The sequence below is a fragment of the Cupriavidus sp. FW305-3-2-15-C-LB2 genome (assembly GCF_058787575.1).
On the sequence record NZ_JBYSZW010000001.1, the window covers coordinates 255742 to 272561 of the forward strand.

Below are 16820 nucleotides of genomic sequence, written 5' to 3' on the forward strand. Positions count from 1 at the left end.
AAACCCTTGGATGGTACCAAAATATTTGACATGGTACCGACGACTGGTTTTAATGGTACCAAACCAAATAATTGGGTACCACCGGAAGAAGACATGAACAAGCAACTGCTGGAAGCGGATGCCAGGCTCGGAGGCCGTGATTCCGGCCATAGCGTCGGCAATAGCGCCGACCATGGCGCCGGCATGGCAGCGGCTCGGCCGGAAAGCAAGGCTGCCGTATCGGCGCGGCCTTTGGAAGAGCGGCTGGGGGCAGTGACGCTGGCTGTGCTGTTGCTAATCACCTTGGCGAACGTCGTGGTGCGCTATCTGACCAGCCAGTCGTTCGCCTGGACTGAGGAGATCTCGGTCTTCCTGCTGCTGGTCATGACTCTGGCGGGGTCGGCCTGCGCGGCAACGGCGGATAGCCATATCCGAATCGAATTCTTCTACAGCCGCGGTTCTATCGGGCGCCGGCGCGCGCTGCTGCTGCTTTCCGCATTGGCGACTGCGGCGATCTTCGTGCTGCTGGCCGTGCTTATGGCGCATGCGGCGCTCGACGAGTTCGACCTGGGCGAGACCACCATGGGCATTGGCGTACCGCGCTGGTGGTACACGGTTTGGCTGCCCGGACTGGCGCTGCTAGTCGGCATCCGCGCCGTGGCGGGTGGCGTGCGCCGCGCTCATGCGCTGGATGCGCAGGCGGGGGATGTATCGGGGGATGCATCGTGACCGGCGCCATCCTGTTTCTAGCCTTCCTGGCACTGATGATCGCGGGCGTGCCGATCGGGGTCGCGCTGGGCGTGGGCGGCGTGCTAGCCATCGTGCTGACGGGCGCCGACGTGCCGTGGTTCGGCCTGTTCACTGCGCACCAAAACTTCGACGCCGGCATCGGCAAGTATCCCTTGCTAGCACTACCCATGTTCGTACTGGTGGGATGCATCTTCGATCGTTCCGGCGTGGCCACGCGCATGGTGAATTTTGCCGTTGCGGTAGTGGGACGCGGCCCGGGCATGTTGCCGGTCGTGGTGATCGTCGTCGCCATGCTGCTGGGGGGCATCTCAGGCTCTGGCGCGGCGCTGGCGGCGGCCATTGGCAGCGTGATGATCGCGGCCATGAGTCGGGCCGGCTATCCGAATGCATTCTCGGCCACGGTCATCGGCTCGGCAACCGCCACGGACATCCTGATCCCGCCGTCGCTGGCCTTCGTGATCTACAGCATCATGATGCCCAACGTCTCGCTGACCGAACTGTTTGCCGCCGGCATGGTGCCCGGCGTGCTGGCGGGCGTGGCGCTGATCGTGCCGGCATGGGCTTTGTCCCGCCGCCATCAGTTCGGCGCGGCCGAGCGTCAGCTGCCGCGGCCGCCGTTCTGGCAGAGCCTGCGCGAGGCGAGTTGGGGTCTGGTGACGCCGGTGCTGATCCTGGGCGGCATGCGCGCCGGCATCTTCACGCCGACCGAGGCCGCCGTCGTTGCCGCGGTGTACGTGCTTGGCATCGGCATGTTCGTCCACCGCACGATTCGCTGGGGCGACCTCTATGGCATATTTGCCACGGCCGCCAAGACCTCGGCGGTCATCATGGTCATCCTCGGCTTTGCCGGCATCTTTGCCTACTGCATCAACACCCTGGGTATGGCCGATCCAATCGTACATTGGTTTGGCTCACTTGGCCTGGGACGGATCGGCACGCTGGTCGTCGTGCTGGTTGCACTCAAGCTGATCGGAATCTTCCTGGACGGGGTGTCCATGTTCATGGTGTTTGTTCCACTGCTCGCGCCGCTGCTGCGTACCTTCGGCTGGGACCCGGTCTGGTTCGGCGTGCTGGTGACCATGGTGATGGCACTCGGGCAGTTCACGCCGCCGCTGGCCGTGAACCTGCTGGTGGCGTGCCGGCTGGCCGAGGTGCCGGTCGAGAAGACGGTGCCCTGGGTGGGCTGGTTCTTCCTCAGCTTCGCGCTGGCGGTGGCGGCGGTGCTCGCCTTTCCTTCGCTGGCGCTCTGGCTTCCCAAGGCCATTGGGTACTGATCCGTAATCCCCGGACACGTACGCAACAAAGAACGCATCAGTCAAGAATTTTTCACGGAGACATCGCATGCTGACTCGCCGCACTCTGATCAAGTCCGCTTCCGCCATGGCGCTGGGGGGGCCTTTCTTGTCATTCGCACAGACACGGTACAAGCCGGAATACCGCCTCTCGCTCGTAGTCGGTCCCGGCACGGCCTGGTATCAAGTAGCGGATCGCTTTGCCAACCTGACGCGCGAGCGCACCGGCGGGCGCATCAATATGAAGCTCTACCCGGGGTCCAGCCTGGTGCAGGGGCAGCAGGACCGAGAGTTGGTCGCGCTGCGGCAGGGCGTGATCGATGTGCTGGTGGGTACCTCGGTCAACTGGTCCGGCACGGTGAAGGACCTGGGCGTGTTCTCGCTGCCCTACCTGATGCCCGATAGCAAGGCTGTCGACGCTGTGCTGGCTTCCGATGCGCTGAACAAGGACTTCTACGACGTCCTGCGCCGCATCGGCATGGAGCCCCTGGCCAGCGGCGAATACGGGAATGTCCAGTTGATCAACTCGAAGCATCGCCTTGCCCGGCCAGAGGACGTAAAGGGCCTGAAGATGCGGGTGGTGGCAACCCCGATGCAGCAGGAACTGATGGTCGCAATGGGCGCGAATCCGACCACCATGAGCTGGGCCGATGCGCAGGCTGCACTGGCATCTGGCGCCGTCGACGGGCTGGCGCTGACCACCGAGCAGTTCCTGGCCTACAAGCTGCACACGCTTGGCCAGAAGCACCTCACCCGCTGGAACCTCTACAACGAGCTGATCCATCTCTCCGTAGCCAGTCCGGCGTTCAAGGCGTGGACGGCGGAGGATCAGGCCATCGTGCGTCAGGCAGCCAAGGACGCCGCCCGCGAACTGACCGACGGCGTGCGAAAGGCGCAGGCCGCCAATGTGGCGGCGCTCAAGGGCCTTGGCATCGAGGTATATGACCCGAGCAAAGCCGAACTGGCGCAATGGCAGGCCGCGGCCGCGCCGGTGTTCGCGCGCTGGAAGAACGCCACCAACCCGACTCTGGTGGACAAGCTTGTCGCCGCCGTGAAGCAGTCCGCCACTGCCTGAATACTTGGGTGTCAAAAAACAGGAGAAAATGACCATGGAAAGCAAGACCTTCGTCGCCGGCGTTGGCATGACACCTTTCAAGAAGCCCGGTGATCATCCTTCGTACGACGAGATGGCCGCGCAGGCCGTGCGCGATGCGCTGGCCGACGCGGGCATCGGCTACGAGCAGGTGCAGGAAGCCTATGCCGGCTATGTGTATGGAGACTCGGCCTGCGGCCAGCGCGCGCTCTATCAGGTGGGGATGCACGGCATTCCCATCATAAACGTCAACAACAATTGCGCGACCGGCTCCAGCGCCCTCTTCCTGGCCCGCAAAGCCGTCGAGAGCGGTGCGCTTGATTGCGTGCTGGCGGTAGGTTTCGAGCAGATGCGGCCCGGTGCGCTGAGCAGCCACTGGCCGGATCGACCCTCGCCGCTAGGCAAGTTCAACGACGTTTCCCGCTCGCTGTTTGGACACGACGACCTGCCCGAGACCCTTCGCTACTTTGCCGGCGCCGGCGCTGAGCATATGCGCCGCTATGGCACGCCGCTGGAGACCTTTGCCAAGGTGCGTGCCAAGGCCAGCCGGCATGCGGCCAACAATCCGCTGGCGTTGTTTCGGAAGGTCGTGACGCCGGAGGAAGTGCTGGGCAGCCAGACCATCCTGCCCGGATTCATGACACGGCTAATGGCGTGCCCACCCACGTCGGGGGCGGCGGCTGCGGTGCTGGTGAGTGAAGCGTTTGCCCGTCGCCACAATCTGGACACGAAGGTCCGACTGTTGGCCCAAGCGATGACGTCGGACAGGCCGTCGACCATGGAAGGTTCCATGCTCTCTCTCGTGGGTGTGGAGATGGCACGCGAGGCCGCCCTGCAGGTCTATGAGGCCGCTGGCGTGGCGCCGGCCGATATCGACGTTTGCGAACTGCATGACTGCTTCGCGCAGAACGAAGTGCTGTCGTACGAAGCGCTCGGCTTCTGTGCGCCGGGCGATGCGCAGAAGTTCGTGGAAGATGGAGACAACACCTATGGCGGCGCAGTGGTTGTCAATCCCTCCGGCGGCCTGCTTTCCAAGGGGCATCCGCTGGGCGCCACGGGGTTGGCGCAATGCTACGAACTGACCCATCAGCTGCGCGGCACAGCGCAGGCGCGGCAGGTGCCGGGCGCGCGCCTGGGGCTGCAGCACAACGTTGGCCTGGGCGGCGTTGCGGTGGTGACACTCTACGGCCGGGCGGACTGACGGCGGGAATCTTCGAAGCGAAGACTCAAAAAACTGAAGAACAGGAGGAGGAAAAACCATGTCCATTGTGCAATGCCTGGATCGAGGCGCCGTGTTCAACCCCGACGGCGATTGCCTGATCCAGGGCGAGCGGCGATGGAGCTATCAGGAGGTGACGGCGTTCTCCCATCGCCTGGGCAACCGGCTGCACGCGCTTGGCCTTGGCGTTGGCGACAAGGCCGCCGTGCTGTCGGCCAACGATGCGCGGGCGTTCCAATGCGTGTTCGGCTTCGCGCGGGCCGGCGTAACCTGGGTGCCGGCCAACCCCCGTCTCAATGTCGACGACAATCAGTACTTGCTCGACTTTTTCGATTGCCGCGCACTTGTCTTCCACAGCGACTTCATCGACATGGTGCGCCAACTCAGGGCGCGCCTGCCCAAGCTCTGCCATTGGATCTGCCTGGACCGCGCGGTGGATGACATGCCGTCGCTGGAGAGCTGGCTGGAGGGCACGGATGATACGCGGCTGGATGTGACCGTGCAGCCGGATGACCTGGCGGTGATCGCGCCCACCGGCGGAACCACGGGGCGTTCGAAGGGCGTGCAGCTCACCCACCGGAATGTCCGCACCATGGTGGCGCTGCATATGCTGAGCCTTGCCTACGGACAGGGCGAGCGCCCGGTCGACTTGGCGGCGGCGCCGCTGACGCACGCGGCGGGCTTCGCTAGCTTTGCCACGCTGACGCGCGGCGGAAAGATCGTGATCCTGGACGGTCCCGACCCGGCGGACGTGGCCGAGGCCATCGAGCAGCACCGTGTGACCGAGCTGTTCCTGCCGCCCACGGCAATCTACCGGCTGCTGAGTTATACGGGCATCCGCCGGCACGACTTCAGATCGCTGCGCTACTTCATCTATGCGGCAGCGCCCATGTCCATCGAAAAGCTCAAGGAGGCCATCCAGGTGTTCGGCCCTTGCATGACTCAGGTATTCGGGCAATCCGAAGCGCCAATGATGTGCACCTACCTGTCGCCGCAAGAGCATCTAGTCGACGGCAAGCTTGCTCCCGACGAAGTTCTGTCGAGCTGCGGCCATGCCACGCCGATGGTCGATTTGCGCATCCTGGACGAGTCGGGCATGGAGGTGCCGGACGGCGCGCATGGCGAGATCTGCGTGCGCGGCGACCTCGTCACGCCCGGATACTACAAGCAGCCCGAGGTCACAGCCGCCACCATAGTTGACGGCTGGCTACATACCGGCGACATCGGCTACAAGGACGCGGCCGGCCGCCTGCATATCTGTGACCGGAAAAAAGACATGATCATCTCCGGCGGCTTCAACATCTATCCGCAGGAAGTTGAGCAACTAATTTGGTCCCATCCCGCGGTGGAGGATTGTGCGGTGATCGGCGTGCCCGACGACGACTGGGGCGAGGCGGTCAAGGCCGTGGTCGAGCTCAAGCCGGGCGCCACTGTGGCGGCCGACGAGCTCATCTCGCTGTGCAAGAGGACATTCGGCAGCCTGAAGTCGCCCAAATCGATCGACATCATCGACAGCCTGCCGCGCAGTCCCAACGGCAAGGTGCTGAAGCGCCATTTGCGGGAGCGGTATTGGGCCGGGCAGGCTCGGCGGGTTTGAGGGGAGGGGGCAGCACAGTTACTCCTCAACGCGGGCAATGGGCTCGCCGCGCCTGCGGCAGATTCTGCAGGCGCCGGTGTTCGGTAAGCAATGGCATGGACGCCCCCACCCGACGACGGCATTAAATGATACGTTGTATTCGTGGTTCATCCGAGCTGAGTCTGTGGATGCTGTCATGGCCGGCGCTGCCCGGAATAGAGCGAACGAGATCTGCGTTGAATCACGGTTCTTCCTTCTTCGGGGTGCCCCAACCAATTCGATGCCGCTCCTGCGTGGCTTCATGGCGGGCATCCTCTTCGCTATGCAGGTAGCGCAAATGTGCTGCAACACATTTGGCAGAGGATTTCTTGTTTAGCGGTCGCGGCTTCGAACGTATGAGCCGAACCGACGGGGTTGGTCCGCGAGCGGTAAATAAAAAATCGTTTGTGCTAAACCGCTCCACGGGCAATGGCATCTATGGGCATTGAATGGTGGCCACAGTGATTCGGGATGCCCGGCGCGTGGCCATTGCACGCGGGTTCAGAGCGATTGCTTGAAGCCTGCGGAGTGAACGCGGCGGGGATGTGAGTTTCAACGGACAGGTAAGCCGGAGTTTCAGGGGATGAGGGTTGGCCGCTATTCGTGAATATCTGAAGCTTCAGATATTCACGATTACCCACACCGGCAGATTAGGCGAAGCAACGGCCAGGGAGCTGTCTGGAGCACGGAAACCCCGGCCGTTGCGGTGCGCATAATCAGAGGGTTTCGAGGAACGCCATGACCTTGTCGGTTGCGTGAAAACGCGGCGTACGCTGCCCGGCAGGCTGCAGGCGACCTAGCGCTTCTTCCTTGTGCGCAAGATTAGACATCCATGTAGATGTGCGTCGTATCGATGCTTTCATGGCCCAGCCACAATGCGATGACACTGATGTCGACGCCAGCCTGCAAAAGATGCGTCGCCGTCGCGTGCCTTATGACGTGCGGCGAGATGTGCTTTTTCGACAGACTCGGACAGGTATGCACTGCGCCGGCGATCGCCTTCTTCAGGAGCAGATACGCGTCAAACTTGCAGAGGAATTCGGCTGCGCTCGTAATTGACAGCGCAAGCGTCGCGGGGTCCTCCTTGCCGCGCGCCAGTTCAGACTGCGCCATTATCTTCTCCTTGCCGGCCACCATGGTCGGTAGGAAAAGTTCAGGACATTATGCGAACCATTGCCACACAACTCAGCTCGCGCGATCCAGCGTGAACACGGGGGTGTCGCCGTCGTCTACATGGTGCTTCGCCTAATCTGCCGGTGTGGGTAATCGTAAAAAATCCGCCACATCTCCGCTAAGTGGCTGATTTGAAAAGAAATTCTATCGTTGGATCGAGTGGCGGAGCCCGTCTCTGGAGGTCCAGCAGGTAGTCCCCGAGCCGATTGATATGCTCGCGCCGGTATGGGGAAAGTACCTTCAGTACCTCGGCATCAACGGGATGCCCCTTCTCCTGCAGTTCCTTGAGCTTGCGCGACATCCACTGGACGTTGTAGAGGATGACCATGTTGGCGACGAGATGGTTGTACTTGATGACCTTGCGCTGCTCGTGCCGCACGTTTTCAGCAATGGTGCCGTCCCCGCCGAACATCAGCCACTGGGCGAAGTCATTGAACTGCTCGCTCTTGTTCGTCGCCGCGTGAATTGTGCGACGCAGCTCCGGCTCGTTCAGATACTTCAGCAGGAACAGCGTGCGGACGACGCGACCGAGTTCGCGGAATGCAAAGTACAGCTTGTTCTTGGCGCTTGCCGTGCCGACCAGGCGGTGGAGTCGAGCACCGCGCAGCAGGGAGACGGCAATCGTGTCGATGTCACGAAGAACGGTGCCTACAACCGGGCGCTCGTCGGGCAGTATGGGCAGGACAACCAGGCATATGTCAGCCAGACCGGACTCGGTGGCGCGGTGTTGGTGCCCCAGTTTGGCAACAATATGACCGCCACCATCAGTCAGCGCGGAGGGCGCCAGGTTCGTTGTGCCCGGTCGAGCGGGACGAGCCTGATTGCCCATGTCAAACGTCTTCAGAACAGATGCTTGATGCCCGCATAGGCCATTCGAGCACGAGCCCCCGCGTCCGCCGTCGACAGCTGGGAACCCGACTTCAGTCCGCCAACCCAGAAGTTATATCGCCCGTTGCGCTCGTTCCGCAGCTCCACATAAGAGATATCGAGTGTGGTGCGCTTGCTCAGGCTGTACTGATAGCTTACGGAAAGCATCTTTGCGCCGGTGTCATCCACCGTATGGCCGTTTTCGTGCATCGAGAACGCCTGCCCCCAAGTCAGGGCGACCAGGTGCGGGCCAAAGCTGTACCCAAGCGGGACGGCATAGGCGATCCGGTCCTGCCGCAGATTGGTTGCACGGTTGGTCACGCGGTTACGGTCAACCACGACGCCCACGCGGAAGCCGTTCCACGTGTAGCCAATGGCCAGCTTGTCGGCCGTCTGGTCCAGCGAGCCGACGGTCTGCAGAGGCAAGGTACCCTGGCTGTCACGCTGCATGTGGAAGTAGCCGGCCTTGAAGCCGCCGTTGGTGTACGTCGGACTGACGTACCAGGTATGGTTGCGGCCAGCGCCCGGCTGTTCGGCGTCAAAGGAGTAGGATACCATTCCCGAGAAGCCGGCGATGACCGGAAACTCGTAGCGGACCGTGTTGTTCAGGAAGTTGCCGGCGAAATTGGCGCCGTTGATGGTGCCGAGGACATTGAGCGAGTTGGCGGCATTGGGCGCTGCGTCAAATGAGCCGTGCGTGTCGTTGATGAACCAATGGTGGCTGAAATAAACCGACTGGCGGCCGAGTTTCAGGCGCCCAAAGCGCTCTTCGTCAAAGCCGACGTAGAACGTACGGCCGGCACCCTGGACGCCGGTGTCAAGCGCAAAGTCCCATTCCAGATGATACAGGGCCTTCAGGCCCGGCGCCAGTTGTTCCTTGCCGTCGATGAACCAGAAGCTCGTGTTGTTCGATTCGCGGTAGGCGCGGGCGGACGTGCCTCCTGCGCGGTCGGCTCCGCTGATGGACGTCATGTCGAGGCCGAGCTTGAGCTGGCCGCCGACCAGCATGGTGGTCTGCGCGCTGGCGAGTGCCGGTGTGCAGAGCAAGGCTAGCGCAGCGGCGCGGGTGAGGGATTGCATGGGTTGTCTCCGTCCTTTCAATGGATTGGCTGGACCTCTGCGGGTCCTGCCGCGGTGCCGGCGCGCCCCGGGGCGCCCACGACTGGCTCAGTAGTTGCCCTGCAGGGCGGCCTCGAAGCCGGCTTCGAAGCCGGGCAGCATGTGCGGCGTGGCCCAGAACGCGTGCGCGCCGGTGGGCACCTGTTGCGGCAGCACGATCCGTGCGACGGGTCCCCGCGTGATGTCACGTGCATCGAAGATGGCGCACTCGCCCTTGCCGGTATTGAGGTTGGTCAGGAAGGTGAGGAGGTAGCCGTCGTCTTCCGCAGTGGCGCCGCGCCGTTGCGCGAAGGGCGCCTCGCTGAGATAGCAGCCTTGCGGCAGCATGTAGGTCTGCGTCTGGCCGGTGAGCAGGTCATACTTCTTCAGGCCTTCGAGCAGCCAGAACCCCTTGTTCGGGATGGCGTTATAGCTGTAGCGGTAGGAGCGTCCGTTGTGCAGGCCGTTGACCATCGGGAACTCCGTCACCTGGTCGTCGAGATCTTCCTCGCGTGTCTGCCCGGTGCGCAGGTTGAAGCGCCAGCGATGCATGCGGGCCTTCTGCAGATGCAGGTCCAACATGGCCTTCAGCCGCTCGTAGCCTTCGGTCGGCAGGCCGGAAAGGTCGGGCAGCGGGTTGGTCTGGATGCAGCCGTCCATCACCACTTCGTCTCCATCCTCGAAGGTATTGGACAGATGCAGCACGTAGCAGGGCTCGGCTTCGAACCAGCGCACGTCGGCATTCGTGCCGAACCGCGGAATGACGCCGAAGCGTGACGGAATGTCGCGCCAGAACCTGAGCCGGTGCGAGCCCTGGCGCAGGCGTTCCGGATCGAAGAACAGCGGCAGGTCATGCAGCACGCAGTAGTTCTCGGTCATGCCGAGGTCATGCGGCCAGCGCGGGCCGGGCAGTTCGATGGGCTCGAAGTGGATGAGCTGGTTGTCGCGGTCCACCACGCCGTAGTTCATGTAGGGCGGGGTCTCGCCGAAGTTGAAGAACATCATGTGGCCGGTGTGCTCGTCGACCTTGAAGTGCGAGCAGATGCCGCGCGGGAACAGCGCACGCGCCCAGTTCGGCTCCACGCCGGTGGTTTCCAGGCTGAACGGCGACATGCGGTACGGCTCCGAACACTGCGACATGGCCGCCAGGATCTTGCCGCCGTGGACGATGATGTCCGTCCCCGCGTTGTCTTTCATGGCGCCGATCGAGCCCCAGCCGCGCAGCGCGGCCTTGCGCGGTTCGATGATGCCCGGCCACAGCGACTTGCCTGCCGCCTGTTCGGCCAGGAAGCCCACCGTGCGAACCCAGCGGTTGCGGTACTGGACCTTGCCGCCGTGGAAGGCCATGGCGTGCACCATGCCGTCGCCGTCGTACGGGTGATAGCGTCCGATGGACTCGTGCACCGGGTTGTGGCCGTTGCGGACGTACAGGCCGCTGAGGTCGCGCGGGATCTCGCCGATGACCTCCAGGTCGGGCGAGGTGGCGGTCCACTCGGTGTCGACCGGACGCCAGGCATCGTTCAGGTAGGGATTCTCGTTCGGCCAGACGATGGTGGGACTGGCCTGGAAGCTGGTGGTTTTCATGGTGGGAACAGGAGTCAGTCGCCGATGCGACGTTGGAGAAAATCGAGCAGGTGCCGGTTGAAGGCCTCGGGTTGTTCCGCCCAGGCGAAATGGCCGACATCGGACATGCAGACGAACTGGCCGCCGGGCAGCCGCGCGGCGAGCTTTTCCATCACGGCGGGCGGCGCGGCGGAAAGGTCGTGTTCGCCGGCAATGCACAGCACCGGCACCTGCATGCGCGGGAGGATGTGACGGCCGTCGAAGCCGACGATGGCGTGAATCGCGGCGCGGAAGGTTTCAGGCCGCATGGCGGAGACCACATCGATGACGCGTGCGACGCCAGGGCCGGCGGCGCCCGGAGCCATCATCCTGCGCAGCATGTCGGGGCCGAACTCGGCGATGGCCTTGCCGGCATCGAGCGGCGCAACGCGGTCGCGCACGAACTTCTGCTGCCATTCGCCTTCGGACTTGCCGAACGCGGCGCTGGTCGCCGACAGGACGAGACCGTGGATGCGCTCGCGGCGCAGGTCGAACGCGGCCTGCGCGATCATGCCGCCCATGCTGTGCCCGAGCAGCACGTTGCGTCGGCCGCCGACGGCGTCGATCAGGCACGCGAGCGCGGCGGCGGCAACGTCCACATTGAACGGATCGGGCAGCGGGCTCATGCCGTAGCCGGGGGCGTCCCAGGCCACCACGCGGTAGCCGCTGGCGACCAGCGCGGCGATCTGGTCGCGCCAGTAGTCTTTCGCGCCAAAGGCGCCGTGGAGCAGGAAGACCGTGGTGTCACCGTCGCCGGTGACGCTGTAGTCGGGGAGTCGTGTCTCGGTCATGGTTTGTGATGGATGTGGAAGGCGGTCAGGGGGTGGCGTCGATGGCCTGCTGCGCCAGTTCGCGCAACGGAGCCTTGAGGATCTTCCCGGCGGGATTCCGGGGCAGTTCGGCAACGATCAGCAGGCGCTGCGGCAGCTTGAAGATGGCGACCTGGCGCACCTGCAGCAGGTATTCGCACAGCGCCTGCAACGTGGGGGGGGCCTTTGCAGCGGATGGCGCCGGCACGATCACGGCGCACACCTTCTCGCCGAGCTTGTCGTCCGGATACCCGACCACGGCTGCGCTCTCGACTGCAGGGTGGCTGGTCAGCAGCGATTCCAACTCCTCCGCCGAAATGTTGATCCCGCCGCGCACGATGATGTCCTTGGCGCGGCCGACGAACTCCAAGTACTCGCCGTGCTCGCCCGCGATGCGGAACAGGTCGCCGGTGCGATAGAAGCCATCAGGAGTGAAGGTGCAGGCCGTGACCTCGGGCATCTTGAAGTAGCCGGAAAACACATTGGGGCCACGGAAACACAGCTCACCGGTCTGGCCCGCCGTCTCGATGGTCTCGCCGGTGCCGGGGTCGATCAGCCGCGTTTCGACATACCTTGCCGAGCTCTGGGTCGACACGCACTGTGGCGAGCCATAGCGCGGGAAATAGCGGCCGCGCAGGCTAGGGTCAGGCAGGTCGAGCGCCGTGGCGGCCAGCGACGCGCCTTCGCTGGAGCCGAAGAAGTTCAGGATCTCCACGCCATGCCGTTCGCGGAATGTGCGTACCACGTCTTCCGACAGCGCGGCCGATCCGGAGCTGATATGGCGCAGGCGCGAGAAATCGATGCCCTGCAGCAGCGTCTCGTGTTTGAGCAGTTCATGCAGCATGGCGGGTGGCGCACTGGTGAACTCGATCTGCTCGTCCCGAATCTGCCGCAGGAACACATCGAGCGTCATCGGCTGATGCAACACCAGCCGCGCGGCGCGGTCCAGCCACGTCACCACACTGCCCGAAATGCCGCCCATGGTGCTGAGCAGGCGCGGCGAGAGAATGTGGCAGCCAGGCCGGAGGCCGGCGGCATCCGTCATCAGCCGGCGCGACACCAGCCACTGGTTGTGTGTGCGTGGTACGGCCTTCGGCCGCGATTCTGTGCCGGAGGTCCAGATGATCGTGGCGATGGCGTTGGCGTCCACCGGATGCCGGGTCTCGTGGCGTGCCACATGTGCCCTGTCGGCAGGCTGGCGCAGGCCGTTGTCCAGGCTCGTCATGCCGGGCGGGACGTTGTCGCCGAACAACAGGATTTGCGTCAACGTGGCATGTCCTTCTGCAAGCGCGGCGGCCACGGAGGCGTGGCAGGTCTTGCCGAGGCGCCGTACGCCGATGTAGGCGCGGGCGCCAAGGTGGTCAGCGATCTGGCGCAGTTCATGTTCGCGATACTGCATGGGCACTGGCGAGATGATGATGCCGAGCCGCCAGCAGGCGAGGTAGACCAGCGGGAACTCGCTGGTCGTCGGCAACTGTGCAACGACGATGTCATCGGGGCGCAGGCCGGCGTCAAGCAGCACGCAGCAAAGGCGGTCGACGCGGTCCGACACGTCGCGCCAGGTGAGGCGCAAGGGGGCGCCGTCGGTGAAATCGAGGCGATTGGGCGGGTCCACCAGCGCAATTGCATCTGGTGCGGTGGAAGCGGCGGCGCAGAAGACGTCGTACAGTGTCTCGTGGCCCCACCAGCCGGCGCCCGTGTACTGCTCGATGTCCTGTTCCGGAGTGATGATCATGGTGCGTCCCCGGTCCTGTTCACAGTTGGCCGGCGCGCGCGCCGTTGCTCCAGCGGTCGTCGCTCAGTCGCGCTACGGCCTGCCGGTACTCCGCGCGCAGGCGGTCGATCACGCTGGCTGTCGATTCCACGGCATGGACCTGGCCCACGCCGTGCCCGGCAGACCACAGGTCCTTCCACGCCTTGGCGTCCTGCTCGCGGTTGCTCAGATCGAAGCGGTCGCGTGGCTTCAGGTTGTCCGGATCGAGGCCGGCCGCCACCAGGCTGGGCCGCAGCTTGTTGGCCCAGGCGCCGGTGATGGCGTTGGTGCAGACGATGTCGGCGAAGCCGCTGTCCACCACCATCTGCTTGTAGGCTGGGACTGCGTGGCTCTCCTCGGTAGCGATGAACCGCGTGCCCATGTAGCCGAAATCCGCGCCCATGGCCTGCACGGCGCGCAGCGACGTGCCGTCGCACAGGCCGCCGCCGACGACGATGTACCCGTCGAAGAATTCGCGTACCGCGCTGACAAAGGGTGGCGCCGCCATCGGGCCGGTGTGGCCACCGGCCCCCGAGCAGACCAGCACCAGGCCGTCCACACCGCTGGCCGCTGCCTTGCGTGCGTATTCGGGCGTATTGACGTCCGCGAACACCAGGCCGCCATAGCCGTGCACCGCCTCCACCACGGCACGCGGACCGCCGAGCGCCGTAATGACCAGCGGCGCCTTATGCCGCACGCAGATCTCCAGATCAGGCTGCAGTCGCTGGTTGGAGGTATGCGCGACCAGGTTGACGGCCCAGGGTGCGCACGGCTGGCCGGCCGACAGGCGCGCGTCGCGAGCCGCGGCGATTCGGCTGATCCATTCGTCGAGGATTTCCGGTGTCCGGGCATTCAGGGAGGGCAAGACGCCGATGGCGCCATTGGCGCATGCGGCGTTGACCAGTTCGACCGAAGACACCAGAAACATCGGCGCGACGATCAGCGGCAGACGCAGGTGCTCGAACAGGGAAGCTGTGGGGGCGGATGGCTTCATGATGGGGCGTTGTACTTGTCCTATTACTTCAATATATGAACCATATGGGCAAAGCATTGCCACATCCCTGACGAAAGAACTCCGCCGGATGAGCATGGCACGCTCGTCCGGATTCAGGTACGTGGCATAGACTTCAACATATGAACCAATATATTTGATGGGCCGGTAGTGGTCAAGTTTCGCGGCTCAGGGTCTTCCCTGGCTCAGTTGCCGATCCGGGCGCGGAGTGATGCCGCGGGTACAATACGCAATTTTTCAACGAATCATTTTCATGCCAGTGACTCAGCGGCACATCGCCAACAGCTCCGTGGTCCGAGCCCTAGCCATCGTCGGTGATGGATGGGTCCTGCGCCTGTTGCGCGAAGCCTTTCGCGGCGTCCGGCGTTTTTCCGACTTCCATGAGCGGCTTGGGATTCCCAAGGCGGTGCTCACCAAGCGGCTCAACTATCTGGTGGAGTCGGGGATGTTCGTGCTGGAGGAGTACCAGAGCGTGCCCCAGCGTTACGAGTACCGGCTGACCGAGATGGGCCTGGATTTCTGGCGCGTGCTGCTGACCATGTGGGACTGGGAAGTGAGCTGGGATCCGGACCCCAACGACATGCGTTTTAGGCTCGAGCACCTCGACTGTGGCCATGTGATCCGCCCGGTGTCGTCATGCAGCCATTGCGCGCAACCCTTGCAGCTTGCCGACATCTCGCGCGGTCCAGGGCCCGGGCAAGGCACCGAGCCGATGCTGCCGCCGCGTTCGCGGCGGCGCATGAACGCCAGCAGCGTTAAGAGCCCTGGCGAGCACGCATTGCGCTCACAGATTATCCAGTCGGTGGGCGATCGCTGGACGCCGATGGTGATGGGGTGCATCTTTCGCGGCAGCCGCCGGTTCAACGAGATCGAGGCCGAGCTGTACATTCCGCCCTATATCCTCGGCCAGCGTCTGGACGAACTGGTGGGGCTGGAGCTCATCGAACGCCGCCGCTACCAGGACTCCCCGCCGCGCGACGAATACCTGCTTACTGCCAAGGGGCTAGCGCAGCACCACTACACCCTGCAGCTCATGCGCTGGGGCGACCGTTGGCTCGCCGGCGACAAGGGCCCGCCGCAGATCATGGTCCACAAGATGTGTGGCCATGCCTTCCATGCCGACCTGCGCTGCAGCCACTGCGGCGAGCTGCTGGAGCGCGAGCGCGTCAAGCTCTTCTAGGGTTCCAGGGGCGTTCTAGGGAAAACACCAAGGCCAATCTTCTTTACATCGTCATTACATGGTTCGTATATTGAAGTTAATATGACCGACAGCAAAGGAGCAAGGAATTGGATGCCTTTATCGTGGACGCCGTGCGTTCCCCGCGCGGACAGGCACGCGCAACCGGTGCGCTGGCTGGCGTCAAGCCCGTACACCTGCTCGCGCAGATGTACGAGGCGCTGGCCGCGCGCACTGGCATTGACACCGGCGCGGTGGAGGATGCGGTGATCGGATGCGTGTCGCAGTCCGGCGAGCAAGGGTCGAATATCGGCAAGATCGCTGCGCTGTACGCGGGGTGGAACCCGTCGATGTCCGCGGCGACCATCAACCGCTTCTGCAGTTCCGGCCTGTCGGCCGTCAGCCTTGCGGCCTTGCAGGCTGGTGCGGCTGAGGGGCTTGCCGTCGGTGGTGGCGTGGAGATGATGTCGCGCGTGCCGATGTTCAGCGACAACGGCGCGTGGCGCAACGACCCCGAAATTGCCGAAGCCACGCATTTCATGTCGCCCGGCATCGGGGCGGACCTCGTGGCGACGCGGTACGGCTTCAGCCGCGAGGCTTGTGACGACTACGCCGTGTTGTCGCAGCAGCGCGCGGCGGCCGCCCGGGAGGCAGGGCGTTTCACCGCCTCCATTGTGCCGGTGCGCGACATGGCCGGTGAAATCCTGCTGAAGCATGACGAGACCATCCGGGCCGGCACCACTGTCGCGAAGCTCGCATCCATGGAACCGGCCTTCGCCGCCGAGGGCGAAGCGGGCGGCGATGCCCGGCTACTGCGCCACTTCCCGGAACTCGACGTAATCCGCCACGTTCATCACGCCGGCAACTCGCCGTGCATGGCCGATGGCGCGGCGCTCGTGCTCGTGGCATCCGGCAATGCACTGCAACGCCACGGTTTGCGGCCGCGCGCACGTATCGCGGCGGTAGCGGACGCCTGCGTGCCATTCGTGCAGACCGGCGCGGTGGAGGCCACGCAGAAGGCGCTGCAGCGCGCCGGGCTGAACCTGGCGGATATCGACCTGTTCGAGGTCCGTGACTCGTTTGCCGGCGTCACGCTGCATTTCATCGATACGCTCGGCATCGATATCGAGCGGTTCAACGTCAACGGCAGTTCGATTGCGCTTGGCCATCCGATGGGCGCCACCGGCGCCATGCTCGTTAGCACGGCACTGGACGAACTCGAGCGCATCGACAGGCGGTACGCGGTGGTGGCCATTCCCGGCGCTGCCGGCGTTGCCGTGGCGATGGTGATCGAGCGTACCTGAGCAGAAGGCGGAGTCCTGTTACGCCGCCTATAAGGTTCATCTATTGAAGCAATAAAGGTCGCAAGCAATGGGTGACG

General features: G+C 64.0%; 14 protein-coding genes and 1 pseudogene. 8 read left to right on the top strand and 7 right to left on the bottom strand.

The features are described from left to right. Positions 1-6 precede the first annotated feature (6 nt). The 5 genes from AC3WRR_RS01325 to AC3WRR_RS01345 all read left to right on the top strand — a co-directional run bounded on the left by AC3WRR_RS01325 (position 7) and on the right by AC3WRR_RS01345 (position 5930). Entirely contained in the window at positions 7-708 is a 702-nt protein-coding gene (locus AC3WRR_RS01325) for a TRAP transporter small permease (protein ID WP_492295837.1), read from the top strand. After that, complete coding sequence (locus AC3WRR_RS01330; RefSeq protein ID WP_492295839.1) at positions 705-2003, top strand: TRAP transporter large permease; 1299 nt, start codon at positions 705-707, stop codon at positions 2001-2003. The genes AC3WRR_RS01325 and AC3WRR_RS01330 overlap by 4 nt, the downstream gene beginning before the upstream one ends. Positions 2004-2070: 67 nt before the next feature. Further along, positions 2071-3096, top strand: a complete 1026-nt coding sequence (dctP, locus tag AC3WRR_RS01335) for a TRAP transporter substrate-binding protein DctP (RefSeq protein WP_492295840.1) — start codon at positions 2071-2073, stop codon at positions 3094-3096. 34 nt (positions 3097-3130) lie between these two features. Next, positions 3131-4315 (top strand): lipid-transfer protein, encoded by a 1185-nt coding sequence (locus AC3WRR_RS01340; RefSeq protein WP_492295841.1) that lies wholly within the window; start codon positions 3131-3133, stop codon positions 4313-4315. Between the two features lie 58 nt (positions 4316-4373). Further along, complete coding sequence (locus tag AC3WRR_RS01345; RefSeq protein ID WP_492295842.1) at positions 4374-5930, top strand: AMP-binding protein; 1557 nt, start codon at positions 4374-4376, stop codon at positions 5928-5930. An 840-nt stretch (positions 5931-6770) separates the two neighbouring features. Here AC3WRR_RS01345 and AC3WRR_RS01350 read toward each other — a convergent pair. Next, entirely contained in the window at positions 6771-7061 is a 291-nt protein-coding gene (locus AC3WRR_RS01350; RefSeq protein WP_492295844.1) for a tyrosine-type recombinase/integrase, read from the bottom strand. A 178-nt stretch (positions 7062-7239) separates the two neighbouring features. Then, positions 7240-7755: pseudogene (locus AC3WRR_RS01355) on the bottom strand (Tn3 family transposase); the annotation flags it as partial. Between AC3WRR_RS01355 and AC3WRR_RS01360 the strand changes: the two are divergent. Beyond that, positions 7708-7989 (top strand): curlin repeat-containing protein, encoded by a 282-nt coding sequence (locus AC3WRR_RS01360; RefSeq protein ID WP_492296041.1) that lies wholly within the window; start codon positions 7708-7710, stop codon positions 7987-7989. The pseudogene AC3WRR_RS01355 and the gene AC3WRR_RS01360 sit on opposite strands and share 48 nt — an antisense overlap. On the opposite strand, the gene AC3WRR_RS01365 is transcribed toward AC3WRR_RS01360, so the two are convergent. From AC3WRR_RS01365 to AC3WRR_RS01385, 5 genes are all read right to left on the bottom strand, one after another. Next, positions 7962-9068, bottom strand: coding sequence for a porin (locus AC3WRR_RS01365; RefSeq protein ID WP_492295845.1), 1107 nt, complete (start codon positions 9066-9068; stop codon positions 7962-7964). The two genes, AC3WRR_RS01360 and AC3WRR_RS01365, sit on opposite strands and share 28 nt — an antisense overlap. Positions 9069-9155: 87 nt before the next feature. Continuing rightward, positions 9156-10670, bottom strand: coding sequence for a carotenoid oxygenase family protein (locus AC3WRR_RS01370; protein ID WP_492295847.1), 1515 nt, complete (start codon positions 10668-10670; stop codon positions 9156-9158). A gap of 14 nt (positions 10671-10684) precedes the next feature. Beyond that, positions 10685-11479 carry an alpha/beta fold hydrolase gene (locus AC3WRR_RS01375; RefSeq protein ID WP_492295848.1) on the bottom strand — a complete coding sequence of 265 codons (795 nt, stop codon included), beginning with the start codon at positions 11477-11479 and terminating at the stop codon, positions 10685-10687. A gap of 25 nt (positions 11480-11504) precedes the next feature. Then, positions 11505-13232 carry a class I adenylate-forming enzyme family protein gene (locus AC3WRR_RS01380; protein WP_492295849.1) on the bottom strand — a complete coding sequence of 576 codons (1728 nt, stop codon included), beginning with the start codon at positions 13230-13232 and terminating at the stop codon, positions 11505-11507. Between the two features lie 19 nt (positions 13233-13251). Beyond that, entirely contained in the window at positions 13252-14244 is a 993-nt protein-coding gene (locus AC3WRR_RS01385; RefSeq protein ID WP_010811926.1) for an NAD(P)H-dependent flavin oxidoreductase, read from the bottom strand. Positions 14245-14515: 271 nt separating this feature from the next. On the opposite strand from AC3WRR_RS01385, the gene AC3WRR_RS01390 reads away from it, so the two are divergent. Together AC3WRR_RS01390 and AC3WRR_RS01395 are read left to right on the top strand one after the other, a co-directional pair. Continuing rightward, positions 14516-15442, top strand: coding sequence for a winged helix-turn-helix transcriptional regulator (locus AC3WRR_RS01390; RefSeq protein WP_167354353.1), 927 nt, complete (start codon positions 14516-14518; stop codon positions 15440-15442). Positions 15443-15549: 107 nt separating this feature from the next. Then, positions 15550-16743, top strand: a complete 1194-nt coding sequence (locus AC3WRR_RS01395) for an acetyl-CoA C-acyltransferase (RefSeq protein ID WP_492295852.1) — start codon at positions 15550-15552, stop codon at positions 16741-16743. The last annotated feature ends 77 nt before the right edge of the window (positions 16744-16820 follow it).